Annotated in this window: 15 protein-coding genes; 3 read left to right on the forward strand and 12 right to left on the reverse strand. The window is 60.6% G+C overall.

Annotation, left to right across the window (positions count from 1 at the left end; all coding sequences use genetic code 11):
* Nucleotides 1-10: 10 nt before the first annotated feature.
* From pcaD to pcaR, 10 genes are all read right to left on the reverse strand, one after another.
* The gene (gene pcaD, locus KGA82_RS14685) at nt 11-802 is read right to left on the reverse strand and encodes a 3-oxoadipate enol-lactonase (RefSeq protein WP_223450958.1); all 792 of its coding nucleotides are present in this window, start codon (nt 800-802) and stop codon (nt 11-13) included.
* Between the two features lie 11 nt (nt 803-813).
* Nucleotides 814-2,178: a 3-carboxy-cis,cis-muconate cycloisomerase gene (locus KGA82_RS14690; protein WP_223450960.1), complete on the reverse strand. Its 1,365-nt coding sequence runs from the start codon at nt 2,176-2,178 to the stop codon at nt 814-816.
* Between the two features lie 45 nt (nt 2,179-2,223).
* The gene (locus KGA82_RS14695; RefSeq protein WP_008039437.1) at nt 2,224-3,528 is read right to left on the reverse strand and encodes an MFS family transporter; all 1,305 of its coding nucleotides are present in this window, start codon (nt 3,526-3,528) and stop codon (nt 2,224-2,226) included.
* 185 nt (nt 3,529-3,713) lie between these two features.
* The gene (gene pcaG, locus KGA82_RS14700; protein WP_223450962.1) at nt 3,714-4,280 is read right to left on the reverse strand and encodes a protocatechuate 3,4-dioxygenase subunit alpha; all 567 of its coding nucleotides are present in this window, start codon (nt 4,278-4,280) and stop codon (nt 3,714-3,716) included.
* 1 nt (nt 4,281) lies between these two features.
* The gene (gene pcaH / locus KGA82_RS14705; RefSeq protein WP_223450964.1) at nt 4,282-4,986 is read right to left on the reverse strand and encodes a protocatechuate 3,4-dioxygenase subunit beta; all 705 of its coding nucleotides are present in this window, start codon (nt 4,984-4,986) and stop codon (nt 4,282-4,284) included.
* 36 nt (nt 4,987-5,022) lie between these two features.
* Nucleotides 5,023-6,228, reverse strand: a complete 1,206-nt coding sequence (pcaF, locus tag KGA82_RS14710) for a 3-oxoadipyl-CoA thiolase (protein ID WP_223450966.1) — start codon at nt 6,226-6,228, stop codon at nt 5,023-5,025.
* Nucleotides 6,225-7,004: a CoA-transferase subunit beta gene (locus tag KGA82_RS14715; RefSeq protein WP_008025640.1), complete on the reverse strand. Its 780-nt coding sequence runs from the start codon at nt 7,002-7,004 to the stop codon at nt 6,225-6,227. The genes pcaF and KGA82_RS14715 overlap by 4 nt, the downstream gene beginning before the upstream one ends.
* Nucleotides 7,004-7,861, reverse strand: a complete 858-nt coding sequence (locus KGA82_RS14720) for a CoA transferase subunit A (RefSeq protein ID WP_008025638.1) — start codon at nt 7,859-7,861, stop codon at nt 7,004-7,006. The genes KGA82_RS14715 and KGA82_RS14720 overlap by 1 nt, the downstream gene beginning before the upstream one ends.
* Nucleotides 7,862-8,130: 269 nt before the next feature.
* Nucleotides 8,131-9,477, reverse strand: coding sequence for an MFS transporter (locus KGA82_RS14725; protein WP_008039434.1), 1,347 nt, complete (start codon nt 9,475-9,477; stop codon nt 8,131-8,133).
* Between the two features lie 127 nt (nt 9,478-9,604).
* Complete coding sequence (gene pcaR, locus KGA82_RS14730) at nt 9,605-10,447, reverse strand: pca regulon transcriptional regulator PcaR (protein ID WP_008025635.1); 843 nt, start codon at nt 10,445-10,447, stop codon at nt 9,605-9,607.
* 667 nt (nt 10,448-11,114) lie between these two features.
* On the opposite strand from pcaR, the gene KGA82_RS14735 reads away from it, so the two are divergent.
* Entirely contained in the window at nt 11,115-11,315 is a 201-nt protein-coding gene (locus KGA82_RS14735; protein ID WP_007903846.1) for a hypothetical protein, read from the forward strand.
* Between the two features lie 377 nt (nt 11,316-11,692).
* Nucleotides 11,693-13,168: an inorganic phosphate transporter gene (locus tag KGA82_RS14740; protein WP_008025627.1), complete on the forward strand. Its 1,476-nt coding sequence runs from the start codon at nt 11,693-11,695 to the stop codon at nt 13,166-13,168.
* 1,199 nt (nt 13,169-14,367) lie between these two features.
* Here KGA82_RS14740 and ccoM read toward each other — a convergent pair.
* Both ccoM and KGA82_RS14745 read right to left on the reverse strand, forming a co-directional pair.
* The gene (gene ccoM / locus KGA82_RS29385; protein WP_007906619.1) at nt 14,368-14,484 is read right to left on the reverse strand and encodes a cytochrome c oxidase subunit CcoM; all 117 of its coding nucleotides are present in this window, start codon (nt 14,482-14,484) and stop codon (nt 14,368-14,370) included.
* Nucleotides 14,485-14,626: 142 nt separating this feature from the next.
* Nucleotides 14,627-14,788, reverse strand: coding sequence for a hypothetical protein (locus KGA82_RS14745; protein WP_085988412.1), 162 nt, complete (start codon nt 14,786-14,788; stop codon nt 14,627-14,629).
* A gap of 186 nt (nt 14,789-14,974) precedes the next feature.
* On the opposite strand from KGA82_RS14745, the gene KGA82_RS14750 reads away from it, so the two are divergent.
* Complete coding sequence (locus KGA82_RS14750; protein ID WP_223450967.1) at nt 14,975-15,868, forward strand: LysR substrate-binding domain-containing protein; 894 nt, start codon at nt 14,975-14,977, stop codon at nt 15,866-15,868.
* Nucleotides 15,869-15,991: the final 123 nt, after the last annotated feature.

Raw genomic sequence — 15,991 nt, forward strand, 5'->3', positions numbered from 1 at the left:
GATGTTCTCCTCAATGGCCCGACAAGAAGGCAATCACGCGTTCACTGAACGCATCGCCGGCCTGCACGTTGGACAGGTGCGCCGCGTAGAACTCGGCGTACTCGGCACCTGCCACATGTTCCTGGATGAAGTGCCCACCGGACGGCGGCGTGACCGCGTCTTCGGTGCCGGCGATCACCAGCAGCGGCACTTTGATCGAGGACAACTGATCACGGAAATCGGCATCGCGCACGGCAGCGCAATTGGCCGCGTAGCCTTGCGGCGAAGTGGCCGCGAGCATGTCGGTAATCCGTTTCGCCGCCGCTGGATTGGCCTCGGAAAAGTCCGGGGTAAACCAGCGCGCAATCGACGCATCACGCAGGGCAACCATGGCCGCTGCGCCGTCACGCAGCACGGTCTCGATGCGCGGGTTCCAGATCGACGGGTCGCCGATTTTCGCGGCGGTGTTGCACACCACCAGTTTGTTCAATCGATCACCGGCATTGATACCCAGCCACTGGCCGATCAGGCCGCCCATCGACAGACCACAGAAATGCGCTTTCTCAATGTGCAACGCATCCAGCAGCGCCAGCACGTCTCGGCCCAGTTGCTCGATGCTGTAGGGCCCCGACGTGACCAGGGATTTGCCGTGGCCACGGGTATCGAAACGCAGCACCCGGAAATGCTCGGTGAACGCGGCAATTTGCGCGTCCCACATGTACAGGTCGGTGCCCAGCGAGTTGGACAGCACCAGCACCGGCGCATCGACCGGTCCATCGAGGTGGTAATTCAGTTCGCCCTCGGCGAGTTGTACGAAAGCCACAGCAGTCTCCTTCAGGCAGTTAACGCAGAATGTTCAGCCACCGCTCGCTCGACCCAGGTACGGGCCTGGCCGAGGTAGTGAGCGGGGTCCAGCAGATGATCGAGTTCAGCGGCCGAGAGCTCGGCGGTCACGTGCGGCTCGTCGCCCAGCACCGCGCGCAAATGCCGTTGCTCGACCACGGCGCGCTTGCAGCACTGCTCCAGTAAATGATGCGCGGTGTCGCGGCCGACCCGTTGCGCGAGAACGATGCTCACCGCTTCGGCCAGCACCAGGCCTTGGGTCAGGTCGAGGTTGCGGGACATGCGCTCGGCGTCCACTTCCAGTCCGTCTGCCACCAGCAATGCCTGCTTGAGGCTGCCGGACACCAGGCAACAAATCTCCGGCAGGGTTTCCCACTCGGCATGCCACAGGCCGAGGCTGCGCTCGTGCTCTTGCGGCATGGCACTGAACAGGGTCGAGAGCAGACCGGGAACCCGTGTTGCAGCGCCGATCAACACGGCGGCGCCCACCGGGTTGCGTTTGTGCGGCATGGTCGACGAACCGCCCTTGCCCGGCGCCGAGGGTTCGAACACTTCGCCCGCTTCAGTCTGCATCAACAAGCTGATGTCGCGACCGAGCTTGCCGAGGCTGCCGGCGATCAATCCCAGCACCGAACCGAACTCCACCAGGCGGTCGCGTTGGGTGTGCCACGGTTGGTCGGGCAACGTCAGGTGCAGCTCCGTGGCCAGCGCGTCGGCAATCGGCAGCGCTTGCACACCGAGGGCCGCGAGGGTCCCGGAGGCGCCGCCGAATTGCAGCACCAGCAGGCGCGGTTTGAGTTCTTGCAGGCGTTGACGGCTGCGGGTAACGGCGCCCAGCCAACCGGCGATCTTCATGCCCAAGGTGACCGGCGTTGCGTGCTGCAACCAGGTGCGACCGGCCAGCGGCGTGGCGACATAACGCTGGGCTTGCGTTGAAAGGGTTTCGCCCAGTTGCGCCAGATCGCTCTCAATCAGTTCCAGCGCCCGGCGCAATTGCAGCACCAGGCCGGTGTCCATCACGTCTTGGCTGGTGGCGCCCAGATGCACGTAGCGCTCGGCTTCGGCATCGGTGGTCGCGATCTGTTTGCCCAACGCTTTTACCAGCGGAATCGCCGAATTGCCGGCCGTGGCAATCGCCTCGCCGAGGGCGGCGAAATCGTAGTGCCCGGCGCGGCAAGCCGCTTCGATGGGCGCCACCGCCGTCTGCGGAATCAACCCGACATGCGCCTCGGCGCGGGCCAGCGCCGCTTCGAAATCAAGCATGGCCTGAACCCGGCCCTGATCGCAAAACACCTCGCGCATATCGCGCGCAGTGAAATAGGCATCGAACAATTGATTGCCCGGTCGCTGGTTCATAAACAGTCCCTGGAGGCGCGGGCCGCTTGGGCCCGCGGGTGTGGATCAAAGGTCGTTTTCTAGATACTTCGCATGTTTGGGCAGACGCAGGCTGAACAGGAACGCTATCGCCATCATCAACGTCACGTACCAGTAGAAGGAGTTTTCCATGCCGACCGCTTTGAGGCTCAAGGCTACATACTCCGCTGAACCACCGAATATTGCATTCGCCACCGCGTAAGCCAGGCCAACACCCAATGCACGCACCTCAGGCGGGAACATTTCGGCTTTTACCAGACCGCTGATCGAGGTGTAGAAACTGACAATCGCCAGCGCCAGGGTAATGAGCACGAAGGCCAGGAACGGACTGGTGACGCTTTTCAGGCTGAGCAGAATCGGCACGGTGCACAGCGTGCCGAGTGCGCCAAACCACAGCATCGAACTCCGGCGGCCGATCCTGTCCGAGAGCATGCCGAAGATCGGCTGCATGCACATATAAAGGAACAGCGCGCCGGTCATGATGTAGCTGGCGGTCTTGGCATGCATGCCGGCGGTGTTCACCAGGTATTTCTGCATGTACGTGGTGAAGGTGTAGAAAATCAGCGAGCCGCCGGCGGTGTAACCGAGCACGGTAATGAACGCGGCCTTATGGTCGCGGAACAGCGCGCGGATGCTGCCGGCGTCCTTGTTCTCGCGCATTTCCTTGCTGGTGGTTTCTTTCAGCGAACGACGCAGGTACAGCGAAACCAATGCCGCCATGGCACCCACCACGAACGGAATCCGCCAGCCATAGGCACGCAGGTCATCCTCGGTGAGGAACTGTTGCAGCACCACCACCAGCGACACCGCCAGCAACTGCCCGCCGATCAGTGTGACGTACTGAAACGAGGCAAAGAAACCGCGCTGGCCCTTGAGGGCGACTTCGCTCATGTAGGTGGCGGTGGTGCCGTATTCGCCGCCCACCGACAGGCCCTGGAGCAAACGGGCGAAAAGCAGCATGATCGGCGCCCAGACGCCGATATCCTTGTAGGTCGGCAGGCAGGCGATGAGCAACGAACCGAAGCACATCATCAGAATCGATATCAGCATCGAATTCTTGCGCCCGTGCTTGTCCGCAACGCGACCGAAAATCCAGCCGCCAATCGGGCGCATCAGGAACCCGGCGGCAAACACGCCCGCGGTGTTGACCAACTGCACCGTGGGGTTGTCGGACGGGAAAAAGGCAGGGGCGAAATAGATCGCGCAAAAGGCGTAGACGTAGAAGTCGAACCATTCGACGAGGTTGCCGGACGAGGCGCCGACAATCGCGAAGATCCGTTTGCTGCGCTCTTCGCCGGTGTATAGCGCGGTTGAAGCGATTGGCGTTGTCATTGTTTTTCACTCAATGGGGACAGTGAGAGTCTAGACACACTTTGCAACAGTCCCGTTCCACAGATGCAACACAGATCCCCTGTAGGAGCCGGCTTGCTGGCGATCGCGGTGTGTCATTCAGCATTGATGGCACTGACACACCGCAATCGCCAGCAAGCCGGCTCCTACAAGGTTGTGGTGTTCACTCAATAATCGAAAAACACCGTCTCCGCATCCGTGCCTTGCAGAATCACATTCCACTGGTAAACACCGGTCGCATCCTGCTTCGCCAGCAAGGTATTGCGACGCTCGGCCGGCACGCACTCCAACAGCGGGTCGGCGACGTTGGCCGGTTCGCCATCAAAGTAAATCCGCGTCAGCAAGTGCTTCACCAGCCCGCGAGCAAACACCAGCACCACCAGGTGTGGCGCCTGGGTCGAACCTTTCAGGCCTTCCACTGTGCCCGGTTTGATCGTGGTGAAGCGGAAGCGCCCTTCTTCATCCACCGGGATCCGGCCAAAGCCTTCGAAGTTCGGGTCCAGCGGTTTGGCCTGATCGTCTTCGGGATGGTCGTACTTGCCGGCGGCGTTGGCCTGCCAGACTTCCAGCATCGCGTCGTTGACGATGTCACCGTTGCCGTCGATGACTTGCCCGGTGATCGCCACGCGCTCGCCCAGGGTTTGTTCGACGGTCAGGTTTTCGCGGTTCAGCCAGGTCAGGCCGATGTGGTAATACGGCCCGACGGTGTGGGACGTGGTCGCAGTCAGCGTCATCTTATTTCTCCATCGGCGTGGCGTCGCGGCCGCGCAAGACGATGTCCCAGCGGTAACCGAGGGCATAGGAAGGGATGGTTTTTTCCAGGTCAAAACTGGCGATCAAGCGCTCTTTGGCGCTGGTATCGGGCACGCAGTTGTAGATCGGGTCGTACGCCAGCAACGGGTCGCCGGGGAAATACATCTGCGTGACGAGGCGCGTCAGGATGCTCGGCCCGAACAGCGAAAAATGGATGTGCGCCGGACGCCAGGCATTGTGGTGGTTGCCCCACGGGTAAGCGCCGGGCTTGATGGTCTGGAATTGATACCAGCCATCGGCGTCGGTCACGGTGCGGCCGGTGCCGGTGAAATTCGGGTCCAGCGGCGCGTCGTGCAGGTCGCGGGCATGGTTGTAGCGACCGGCGGCGTTGGCCTGCCAGATCTCCACCAGAATCCCCGGCACCGGCAGACCGTTTTCATCCAGCACCCGGCCGTGAATGATGATGCGCTCGCCCAGCGGCTCGCCCTTGTGCTGGGCGGTCAGGTCATTGTCCTTTTCGTTGACGCGTTCGGCGCCGATGGTCGGACCGGTAATTTCCGACAACGAATGAGGCAAAAACACCAACGGCTTCGACGGTGAGCGCAAGTTAGTGGATTGATACGTCGGGTGCAGGTATTCCGGCTGGGTGCCTTCCTGCGGGCGACGGTAACCAGGCTTGTCAGTCATTTCGCTTTCCTCAGTTCTTATTGTCACTGCTGTGGGTCAGACCCGTTCGATGGCCAAGGCCAGACCCTGGCCAACGCCGACGCACATGGTCGCCAGACCTTTCTTGCCACCGGTTTTTTCCAGCTGATGCAACGCCGTCAACACCAGGCGCGCACCGCTCATGCCCAGTGGATGGCCCAGGGCAATGGCGCCACCGTTCGGGTTGACCTGCGCCGCGTCGTCCGCCAGGCCCAGTTCACGCAGCACCGCCAAGCCTTGGCTGGCGAAGGCTTCGTTGAGTTCGATCACATCAAAGTCGCTGACTGCCAGGCCGAGGCGTTCGGTCAATTTGCGCACTGCCGGCACCGGGCCGATGCCCATGACACGTGGTGCGACACCGGCGCTGGACATGCCCAGCACTTTGGCGCGAGCAGTCAAACCGTGTTTCTTCACTGCTTCGGCCGAGGCCAGAATCAGTGCGGCCGCGCCGTCGTTCACACCCGACGCATTGCCGGCGGTGACGGTTTTGTCGGGACCGTTGACCGGTTTCAGTTTGGCCAGGGTTTCCAGCGTGGTGTCGGCGCGAGGATGTTCGTCCTGGCTGACGACGGTTTCACCCTTCTTGTGGGCAATCCGCACTTCGACGATTTCTTCCGCGAAAAATCCTGCAGCTTGCGCGGCGGCAGTCCGCTGCTGACTGCGCAGGGCGAACGCGTCCTGATCCTCGCGGGATACTTCGTAATCGTCCGCCACGTTGTCGGCGGTCTGCGGCATCGCATCGACACCGTATTGCGCTTTCATCAACGGGTTGATGAAACGCCAGCCGATGGTGGTGTCTTCCAGCTTCATGTTGCGCGAGAACGCCGCATCGGCCTTGCCCATCACGAACGGTGCGCGGGACATCGACTCGACGCCGCCGGCAATCGCCAGTTCCATTTCACCGCTGGCGATGGCGCGGAACGCGGTGCCGATGGCATCCATGCCCGAAGCGCAGAGGCGATTGAGGGTCACGCCCGGAATGGCTTCCGGCAGGCCCGCCAACAGCAGCGCCATGCGCGCCACGTTGCGATTGTCTTCACCGGCCTGGTTGGCGCAGCCGAGGAACACCTCGTCCACGGCGTTCCAGTCCACCGACGGGTTGCGCTCCATCAAGGCCTTGATCGGCACGGCGGCCAGGTCGTCGGCGCGAACCGCCGACAGGCCACCGCCGAAACGGCCGATGGGGGTGCGAATCGCGTCGCAGATATAAACGTCACGCATCACGCTTCTCCGGGTGCTTGGCCGTGGGCGGCGGCGGTGCGGGCTTCCAGATCCCTGAGTGCCTTGAGTTCAACCTCGGTCGGCTCGGCGGTGTGTTCAACAGTGTCAGCGAAACGAATCGCCCAACCGGTGGCCGCAACCACTTGCTCGCGGGTCACGCCAGGGTGCAACGCCGTGACCACGAATTCATGGGTGCCCGCTTCCGGCTCCATGATGCACAGGTCGGTAATGATGCCGACCGGACCGGCGCCCGGCAGACCCAGACGCTTGCGCGAATCGCCGCCCTCGCCATGGCCGACCGAAGTGATGAAGTCGAGCTTGTCGACGAAGGAACGCGACGACTGTTTAAGGATGATCAACACGCTTTTGGCCGAACCGGCGATTTCCGGTGCGCCACCGGCGCCCGGCAGTCGGACTTTCGGTGCGTGATAATCGCCGACTACCGTGGTGTTGATGTTGCCGAAGCGGTCGACTTGCGCGGCGCCGAGAAAACCGACGTCGATGCGCCCGCCCTGCAACCAGTAGCGAAAAATCTCACCGGTCGGGACGACGGTGTCAGCGGTTTCCGCCAGTTCACCGTCACCAATCGACAGCGGCAATACACTCGGCTTGGCACCGATCGGACCCGATTCATAGATCAGGACTACGTCGGGCGAGGACGTCAGCCGCGCCAGGTTGGCCGCTTTCGACGGCAGGCCGATGCCAACGAAGCACACCGAACCGTTCTTCAGTCGGCGAGCGGCGGCAACGGTCATCATTTCATTGGTGGTGTAAGTCATTACTTCGCCTCCGAAGCAGCGGCCAGCTTGGCCTGGAACTCGCTGAAGTCAGCGCAGCCATGGATGTACTCGTTGATCCACGCGGTGAAGGTTTCACGGTCGCGGGCAATCGGGTCCCAGGCCTGGTAGAAACGGTTGTCACGCTCGTTGTAGCCGTGGGCGTAGGACGGATGCGCACCGCCGGGAACATGGCAGACAGCGCTCAAGGCCCAGGTCGGCAGCACGCAGGAGTTCATCGGTGCGTTGAGGTCGTCGACGATTTCTTCAACGGTGACGATGCAGCGCTTGGCGGCCAGTGCGGCTTCTTTCTGTACACCGAGGATGCCCCAGAGCAGCACGTTGCCTTTACGGTCGGCCTTCTGCGCGTGGATCACGGTGATGTCCGGGCGTACCGAAGGCACGGCGGCCAACACTTCGCCGGTGAACGGGCAGGTAACGGATTTGATCAGCGGGTTGACCTTCGGCAGGTCGGAACCGGCGTAGGCACGCAGCACCGCGAACGGCAGGCCGGATGCACCAGCGACGTAGGCGTTCGCCAGGTCGGCGTGGCTGTGTTCTTCGATTTCCAGCGGGTGCGGCCACTGCTTCTCGACCGCATCACGCAGACGGTGCAGCGAACCCACGCCCGGGTTGCCGCCCCAGGAGAAAATCAGCTTGCGAGCACAACCGGCGCCGATCAACTGGTCGTAGATCAGGTCAGGCGTCATCCGTACCAGCGTCAGATCTTTCTTGCCCTGACGAATGATTTCGTGACCTGCCGCCGTAGGGATCAGGTGAGTGAAGCCTTCGAGCGCAACGGTATCGCCGTCGTTAACGAATTGCTTCACCGCGTCGTGCAGCGAAAGGATTTCAGCCATGGGGCAGGCTCCCGTTTTGTTATGAACCGACAGTGGTAGAAAAAGGCGCGATGCGCGCGCCGGAATGACTAGAGAGTAAGCCCCATAAAAACGCCAAACAATCCGATAATCGACTGAGTGTTCGTTTATCGAACAGATTGTTGTTTGGCTACCGATCCCAAAAAGCTTCGCGGGCAAGCCTCGCTCCTACAGGTTCGTTGATCCCTTGTAGGAGCGAGGCTTGCCCGCGAAGAGTCCATCAAACCCACTGAAGATCCTGAAACCCGGACTCAGGTCGCATCCGCATGACTGACCATGCCCTTGATCACCACCGCCGTGGTCGCCAACGCCGCCGGAATCACCAGCGCCGTCAGCACCTGTTCAAAGTTCCAGCCCAATCCCAGCAACGTCGCGCCCATCCATGCCCCGAGGATCGCGCCAAAGCGGCCAATCCCGAGCATCCACGACACCCCCGTCGCCCGCCCTTGAGTCGGATAAAACCGCGCCGCCAAAGAAGGCATCGCCGATTGCGCGCCGTTGACACACATCCCCGCCACCAGCACCAGGGTTGCCAACAGCGTGATGTTGCCCAGGCTCTGCCCTACCGCGTAGGCAAACACCCCGGCCAGCAGGTAGAAAGTGCCGATGACTTTGTGCGGATTGAACCGGTCCATCGCCCAGCCCACGCCCACGGCGCTCAATACGCCGCCGAACTGGAACAGCGCGCCGATGAACGCCGCTTGCTCCATGCTCGCGCCGCTGTCACGCATCAGCGTCGGCAGCCAACTGGTCAGCAGGTAAACGATCACCAGGCCCATGAAGTAGGTCAGCCACAACAGCAAGGTGCCAGTGCTGTAAGTGCCGGAGAAGATCACCGCAAACACGTTGCGCGCCTTCACGGTTTTCTGTTCCGGCACACTGAAGCTGGATGCCTGAGCGACAACGCTCGGATCGATCGGCGCCAGCGCCTTGCGCACCTTGTCGGTGCCGCGATTGCGCACAACCAGGTAACGCGCCGATTCCGGCAGCCAGAGCAGCAAAACGACGGTGAGGATCAGCGGCAGAATTCCGCCGATCAGCAACAGGCTGTGCCAGCCGAACGCCGGAATCAGCTTGGCCGAAATAAACCCGCCACCGGCCATGCCGAGGTTGAAGCCGCAGAACATGCTGGTCACCAGCAGGGATTTTTTGCGCTCCGGGGTGTATTCCGACAGCAACGTCGTGGCGTTCGGCATGCCGGCGCCCAGGCCCAGGCCGGTCAGGAAGCGCAGCACCAGCAATTGATCGACATTGGTGCTGTAAGCCGACGCCAGGCTGAAGGCGCCGAACAACAACACGGCGCCCACCAATACGACTTTTCGCCCGAAGCGGTCAGCCAACGGGCCGGAACCCAGTGCGCCGAAGACCATGCCGATCAACGCCGCACTCATCACCGGGCCGAGGCTGGCGCGATCGATGCCCCAGTCCTGGGACAGTGCTGGCGCGATGAAGCCCATGGCCGCGGTGTCGAGGCCATCGAGGAAGACAATCAGGAAACACAGGATCACCACTCGCCACTGGTAGCGCGAAATGGGTTGAGCATTGATGAAGGACTGCACGTCGAGGCAGTTTCCTACAGCAGACTGAGGCTGGTTCATTATTTTTATTCCACGCAAGAACGCAGTCGGACAGGTGCCAGCCTAGGCTGGCGCTGCCGCGACATTAGTGATCCTGGGGAAAGTGCGTCAATTCGTTAAACGCGAGTCTGGGCGATTACCGAACAGCTTAGGCAAACAGCTGGGCGCTGAGGTTGCGGCTGGCCGCCAGCAGACCCGGCAGGAACCGTTGCTCCAGCTCGTTGCGGCTGACCCGGCCGGCGTGCGTGCTGACGTTGAGCGCCGCCACCACTTGCCCGGAAGCGTCGTACACCGGAACGGCAATTGAGCGCAGGCCTTGTTCCAGTTCCTGATCGACGATGCACCAGCCTTGTTGCCGTACTTCCTGCAGACACTCGAGCAGCGCTTCGGGGGTATGCAGAGTGCGACTGGTCTTGGCTTGCAGGTCGGCATGGTCGAGGTATTCGCGCAGCGACGTGTCGTCCAGTGCCGCGAGAAGAATCCTGCCCATGGAGGTGCAATAGGCGGGCAGGCGTCCGCCCACCGACAGGTCCACCGAGATCAGACGCTGAGTGGTCGCCGAGCGGGCGATGTACAAAATGTCGTCGCCTTCCAGTGTGGCCATGTTGCAGGCCTCATGAAGTTGCTCGCTCATGCGGTCGAGGTAAGGCTGGGCCGACACCGCCAACGGGGTCGAGGACAGATAGGCGTGGCCGAGGGTCAGCACTTTGGGCAGCAGCGAATAGGTGCGACCGTCGGTGGTGGCGTAGCCGAGTTTGATCAGGGTGTGCAGGCAACGTCGCACAGCGGCGCGGGGAATTTCCGTGCGGTGACTGATCTGGGCGATGGTCAAATGCCGTTTGCGCTCCTGGAACGCTTGCACCACGGCCAGGCCACGGGCCAGGGACGTCATGAAATCCGGGTCGCCGGTCAGGGCCTGGATCCGCTTGGCGGGCGACGCGACTATCGGCGGCGCTACTGAAGCGAAGGAATTGCGCATTTGCTCGTTCATATCAGGTCCTTTTCCCACACGGATCGGCGAAGGCTATTACATGCGGCCCCGGGTTCGGCGCACAAGCCACAGGCAGCCAAGATCGGGCGATTATCGAACGGCCGACCGATAATCGCAATCAGCCCTATGGACGCGACAGTCGCTGTGCAGGTTTCGGCTCGTTCCCTAATACATGTTTTACCTTTGCTTGAACCCGCCGTTAAAGCCCCCCATATAAGCTTTAACTTGTTCGGCTTAATGACGCCAGAAAGACATCACTGCTAAGTGACCACAAAACTTTCAAGTAACAAAACAATCACACATTGCCATTCATTTTTAACTCGTTGGCGATAGTGTTCTGCAAATCGACCGCTATAATGCAACTCAGTGACCCCTCGGTTTTTACTTGCCGATTGCGTCACCCGGCAGCACGATGTTCCATCGCGGCTGCCCGCAGCAAGTGCCTGTCGTTCATTTCATATGCTCCGCCAGCGCGCTCGCTGAAACAGGAATCTGATGCTACGTCAGCCGTTTTGCTCTGGTGCCGTGGCCGCCTGCAACATGGAAGTATTGATTGCCGTGTCGTAAAACGATGCCTTTGCGGGCATTGTCCTTTCGGCGAGCGTGGTCAATGCATTTGCTGCAGCGCGATTTACCAGAATTAATCTCAACCCATACAGGTAGCACTGTGACGAAAGACGAACTGCGCGCGGAACTTGAGCGCCAGGAACAACGTTACAAGGAAGTTTACGGCGGGGAAGTCACCACCTACGCCGCTCAGCCCGAACCGGAACGCAAACCCTGGCGTAAACGCGCCACCGTTCAGGATCAGGCTTTTTCCCAGGAATTGCAGAAGATGGAAAAGGAACTCAAAGCCGAAGAGCCATGATTGCTCCGGCCTGATTCCTTTCAAGGGCCCGCGCCTGCCCCCGTTAAAAGCGGGAAGCAATGATGTTGCCATTCGCGCCCGCTACGAGCGGGCAGCGGCCTCCTCATCCATCTGATGAGGCAAATGGCTCATGTCTGGCCCTCTTCTCAGATATTTCACACAAGCGTTCAAACCTCTCGCCTACAAGAGATAAAACCTTGTGCCTGCGGGCTTTCCAAAGAAATTCAACGACTTGCAAAACCCGGTAAAAGCCCGGCGCCTGGGCTATTGCCGCAAACTAATTCGTTGAAGAATGTTACCGATGAGCAGCTAGTGCATCGATTAGCAGTCTTTTCTGGCATAATCGCGCCCCCTTATGACCGGGTCAGAAAACCTTCATGATCGATTTATTCAGCGGACTGGATGCTTGGGTGCTTGTGAGCCTCTTGCTCGCCCTCGCCTTTGTCCTCGCCTTCGAGTTCATCAACGGCTTTCATGACACTGCAAACGCGGTGGCCACTGTTATCTACACCAAAGCCATGCCGCCTCATCTGGCCGTGTTCTTTTCCGGTGTGTTCAACTTTCTTGGCGTGCTGCTGGGCGGTGTCGGCGTGGCGTATGCCATCGTCCACCTGCTGCCGGTAGAACTGCTGATCAATGTGAACACCGGTCACGGGCTGGCCATGGTGTTCTCGTTGCTCGCCGCCGCCATCACCTGGAACCTGGGCACCTGGTACTTCGGTATCCCGGCCTCCAGCTCCCACACGCTGATCGGTTCGATCCTCGGGGTCGGCCTGGCCAACGCCCTGATCAACGACATTCCGTTGGCCGATGGTGTGAACTGGCAGAAGGCGATCGATATCGGTGCCTCCCTGGTGTTCTCGCCAATGGCCGGCTTCCTGGTCGCCGCGCTGATTCTGATCGGCCTTAAATGGTGGCGTCCGCTGTCGAAGATGCACAAGACGCCGGAACAGCGCCGCAAGATCGACGACAAGAAGCATCCACCTTTCTGGAACCGCCTGGTGCTGGTGATCTCGGCCATGGCCGTGAGCTTCGTGCACGGTTCCAACGATGGTCAGAAAGGTATCGGCCTGATCATGCTGGTGCTGATCGGTATCGTGCCGGCGCAGTTCGTGCTCGACCTGGGCAGCACCACGTACCAGATCGAACGGACTCGCGATGCGACCCTGCACCTGAGCCAGTTCTACAAACGCAATGCCGATACGCTGGGCGAGTTCCTGGCACTGGGCAAAAGCGTGGAAGGCGATCTGCCGGAGAAATTCCGTTGCAACCCGAAACAGACCGAACCGACCATTTCCGCCCTGCTCGACACCCTTAAAGGTGTGGCCGATTACCACTCGTTGTCGGCGGAAAGCCGCATCGAAGTGCGTCGCTACCTGCTCTGCCTGGACGACACGGCCAAGAAAGTCAGCAAACTGCCAAGCCTCGCGGCCCGTGAAAAGGCTGACCTGGACAAGCTGCGCAAAGACCTGACAACCACCACCGAATACGCTCCGTTCTGGGTAATCCTGGCGGTCGCACTGGCTCTGGGCCTCGGTACCATGGTTGGCTGGAAACGCGTGGTACTGACCATCGGCGAGAAGATCGGCAAGCAAGGCATGACTTACTCCCAGGGCATGTCGGCGCAGATCACGACGGCGAGCCTGATCGGCATGGCCAACATCTTCAGCCTGCCGGTGTCCACCACCCACGTTCTGTCTTCGGGCGTGGCCGGCACCATGGTCGCCAACAAAAGCGGCCTGCAAGGTGGCACCGTCAAAACCATCCTGCTGGCCTGGGTCCTGACCCTGCCGGCAACCGTGGGCCTGTCGGCCGGCCTGTTCTGGCTGGCGTCGAAGGCACTGGCCAGCTGATACATCGCTGCAACGAAAAAGGCGCGTTCCGTGAGGTTCGCGCCTTTTTTATCGCTGCGTTTTAGTGAACTTCACGAAGCACGCGAGCTGGGGGGCGGTGTTGGATGGGGTGCATATCCATTTCTGCGGTAACGGCGGCTATTGGTTTCGCCCTTACGGCGAGTCACTTGGAAAAGCCCCAAGTAACCAAGGGCTCTTGCCCCTTTCGTTCGGTGCCTCGCCTAGGCTCGGCATGCCCTCGCTCCGGTCCTGCTCCGTGGGCCCGCCGCCATCGGCCATCCATGGCCGGGGGCGGCTAACCCGGCATCCATGCCGGGTTGCCCACTGCGCAGAACCTCCACTCGGCCTCTCGAGGGGGCGCTCAGATCAAAAGCGGAAGGCGAGCTAACGCTCGGCCTGATGAGTGGTGAAAAGCAAAAGCGTATGGGATTCCCTGTAGGAGCCGGCTTGCCGGCGAAAAGCGTCTGGGCGACGCGTTCATTCAGACAGTACGCGTTATCGTTGACGTCCATCGCCAGCAAGCTGGCTCCTACAGGGGAAATGCACATGTTTTCGGAATGTACACGATCTCCTGTAGGAGCCGGCTTGCTGCGGGCGGCGTTCCGACGATAGCGGTGTGTCAGTCGACACATTTATTGACTGGACGGATGCCATCGCCAGCAAGCCGGCTCCTACAGGGGAGCGGTGTACATGTCGGGAATGAGTGAACGCAGCAAAGAAGGACAACGCGGACATCTAAAGAGCCAGGTCGGCTTTCAGGCCGCCTCGGCGGCTGTGGCGGTAGTCGCCCCCTCGAGAGGCCGAGCGCAGGTTCTGCGTAGTGGGCAACCCGGCATGGATGCCGGGTTAGCCGCCCCCGGCCAAGGATGGCCGATGGCGGCGGGCCCACGGAGCAGGACCGGAGCGAGGGTATGGCGAGCATTAGCGAGCCACCGAACGAAAGGGGCAAGAGCCCTTGGTTACTTGGGGCTTTTCCAAGTGACTCGCTGTAAGAGCGAAACCAATAGAAGCCGTTACCGCAGAAACGGATATGTACACAACCCAAAACCACCCAACAACCAACCTGAAACCCCCAGGCCGTTGCCCAACTCAGCCCCCCCACCGCCAACCCACACAAACCACCAGATTTTCGCAGGCAAAAAAAAAGGGCAACCGAAGTTGCCCAAAATGCCTTGCGTGCTCATTGCATCCAGAAAGACCTACGGTTTTTTCCGTTTGTGCGAATCTTTCCAGATAAAAAATCCAAACCCTGCGAAAAACAGAACCATGAGGCCGACTGTCAGCACTCCGGCGATCACCACGTTGTCGAAAAACATGACTGGCCTCCTGCACTTGCCCTGTTGCGATGGGGCTAAGTTAACCAATCAGGCAGGAGAGGAAATTGACCGGGATCAATATCGCCCGAGACTGGGCGCAAAGGAGGGAGAAAACTGATCTGCATCAACGGATGCGAGGGGTTTAACGCTTTTTCGGTTTGCTCTTCGGCTTCTTCTTCGCTTTGCCCAACGGCATTGCCTGCTCGAATGCCTGGCGCACTTCATTCAGGCGTTTTTCGTTGAGGTCATGAACACGCTTGGCGCGTTCGGAATTGAGGTCGATCAGTTTGTCGTCTTGGCTCATGGTCTTCGGTGCATCGCGTGAAATGAAGTTCAACTGCCGCATCGCTCGGCAGGATTGCGCCAATAATGCGGTCTGGCGCCCGCGCTGACCAGTCGCCTGCGTAACAGCGGCTTAACAAAATATGTGCTCATGGCGTTTTTTCAACGCACAATCGCGACTTTGCGATGGACCCAAAGGACCCGCGCCGTGGAACTGCACCAGGATCTGCCTCCCTTGATGGCCCTGCGCGCCTTCGAGGCCGTGGCGCGTCATTTGAGTTTCATCAAGGCCGCCGATGAATTGTCGGTGACCCAAAGTGCAATCAGCCATCAAGTGCAAAAACTGGAACAGTTCCTCAACCAGCGGCTGTTTATCCGTCGCACCCGGGCCATCGATCTGACACCAGCCGGGGCAGCCTACTACCGGCAGATTCAACCGGCCCTCGCCTCCATCGCCCTCGCCACCCGTGAACTGCGGGGCAATGAGCACCAGGAAAGCACCCTGCGCATCGGCCTGCTCGCTTCGTTCGCCACCCTGTGGCTGGCGCCGCGCCTGGCCAGTTTCAACGCACGCCACCCGCACATTCATGTCGAACTCCTGCCCTCGGTGCAACTGGCCGACGTCGGCGGCGGCGAAGTCGACCTGGCCATCCGCTACGGCAAAGGTGGCTGGCCGAAAGTCCAGGCCCGGCGCTTTATGGTGGAAACACTGACCCCGGTCTGCAGCCCGGCGTTCAAGGCCAAGGGCACCGACCAAGGTCCGCTGCTCATGGCCAAGTCGCACCAACCGTTCGAGTGGATCGACTGGAGCGCGCACAACGCCATCGACCTCAGCCATTGCCCCAGCGTCATGCTCCATGACTACAACATCGTCGTCGAAGCCGCCGTGGCCGGCCAAGGCATCGCCATGGGACGTCATCACTTGATCGAGCGCCGACTCAAGGACGGCTCGTTGGTAGCAGCCTTCTCCACCCCGCCGTTCATTAGCGATATCGGGTATTGGCTGGTCACGCCCGAGCGACCGCCGAGCCACGCGGCACAATGCTTTAGTGAATGGCTGAATGAGATGGCCAACATCGCACACAAATCTCACGGCGACTGAGGATCAAAGGTGGGAGCGAGCCTGCTCGCGAAGGCGATGTCCCATCCAACATTCATGTGACTGACACACCCTTTCGCGAGCAGGCTCGCTCCCACATATGATCTACGCATGAGCCAATTGAAT

Origin of the sequence: Pseudomonas sp. BF-RE-22 (assembly GCF_019956155.1) — a bacterium.
GTDB classification, from domain to species: Bacteria; Pseudomonadota; Gammaproteobacteria; order Pseudomonadales; family Pseudomonadaceae; genus Aquipseudomonas; species Aquipseudomonas migulae.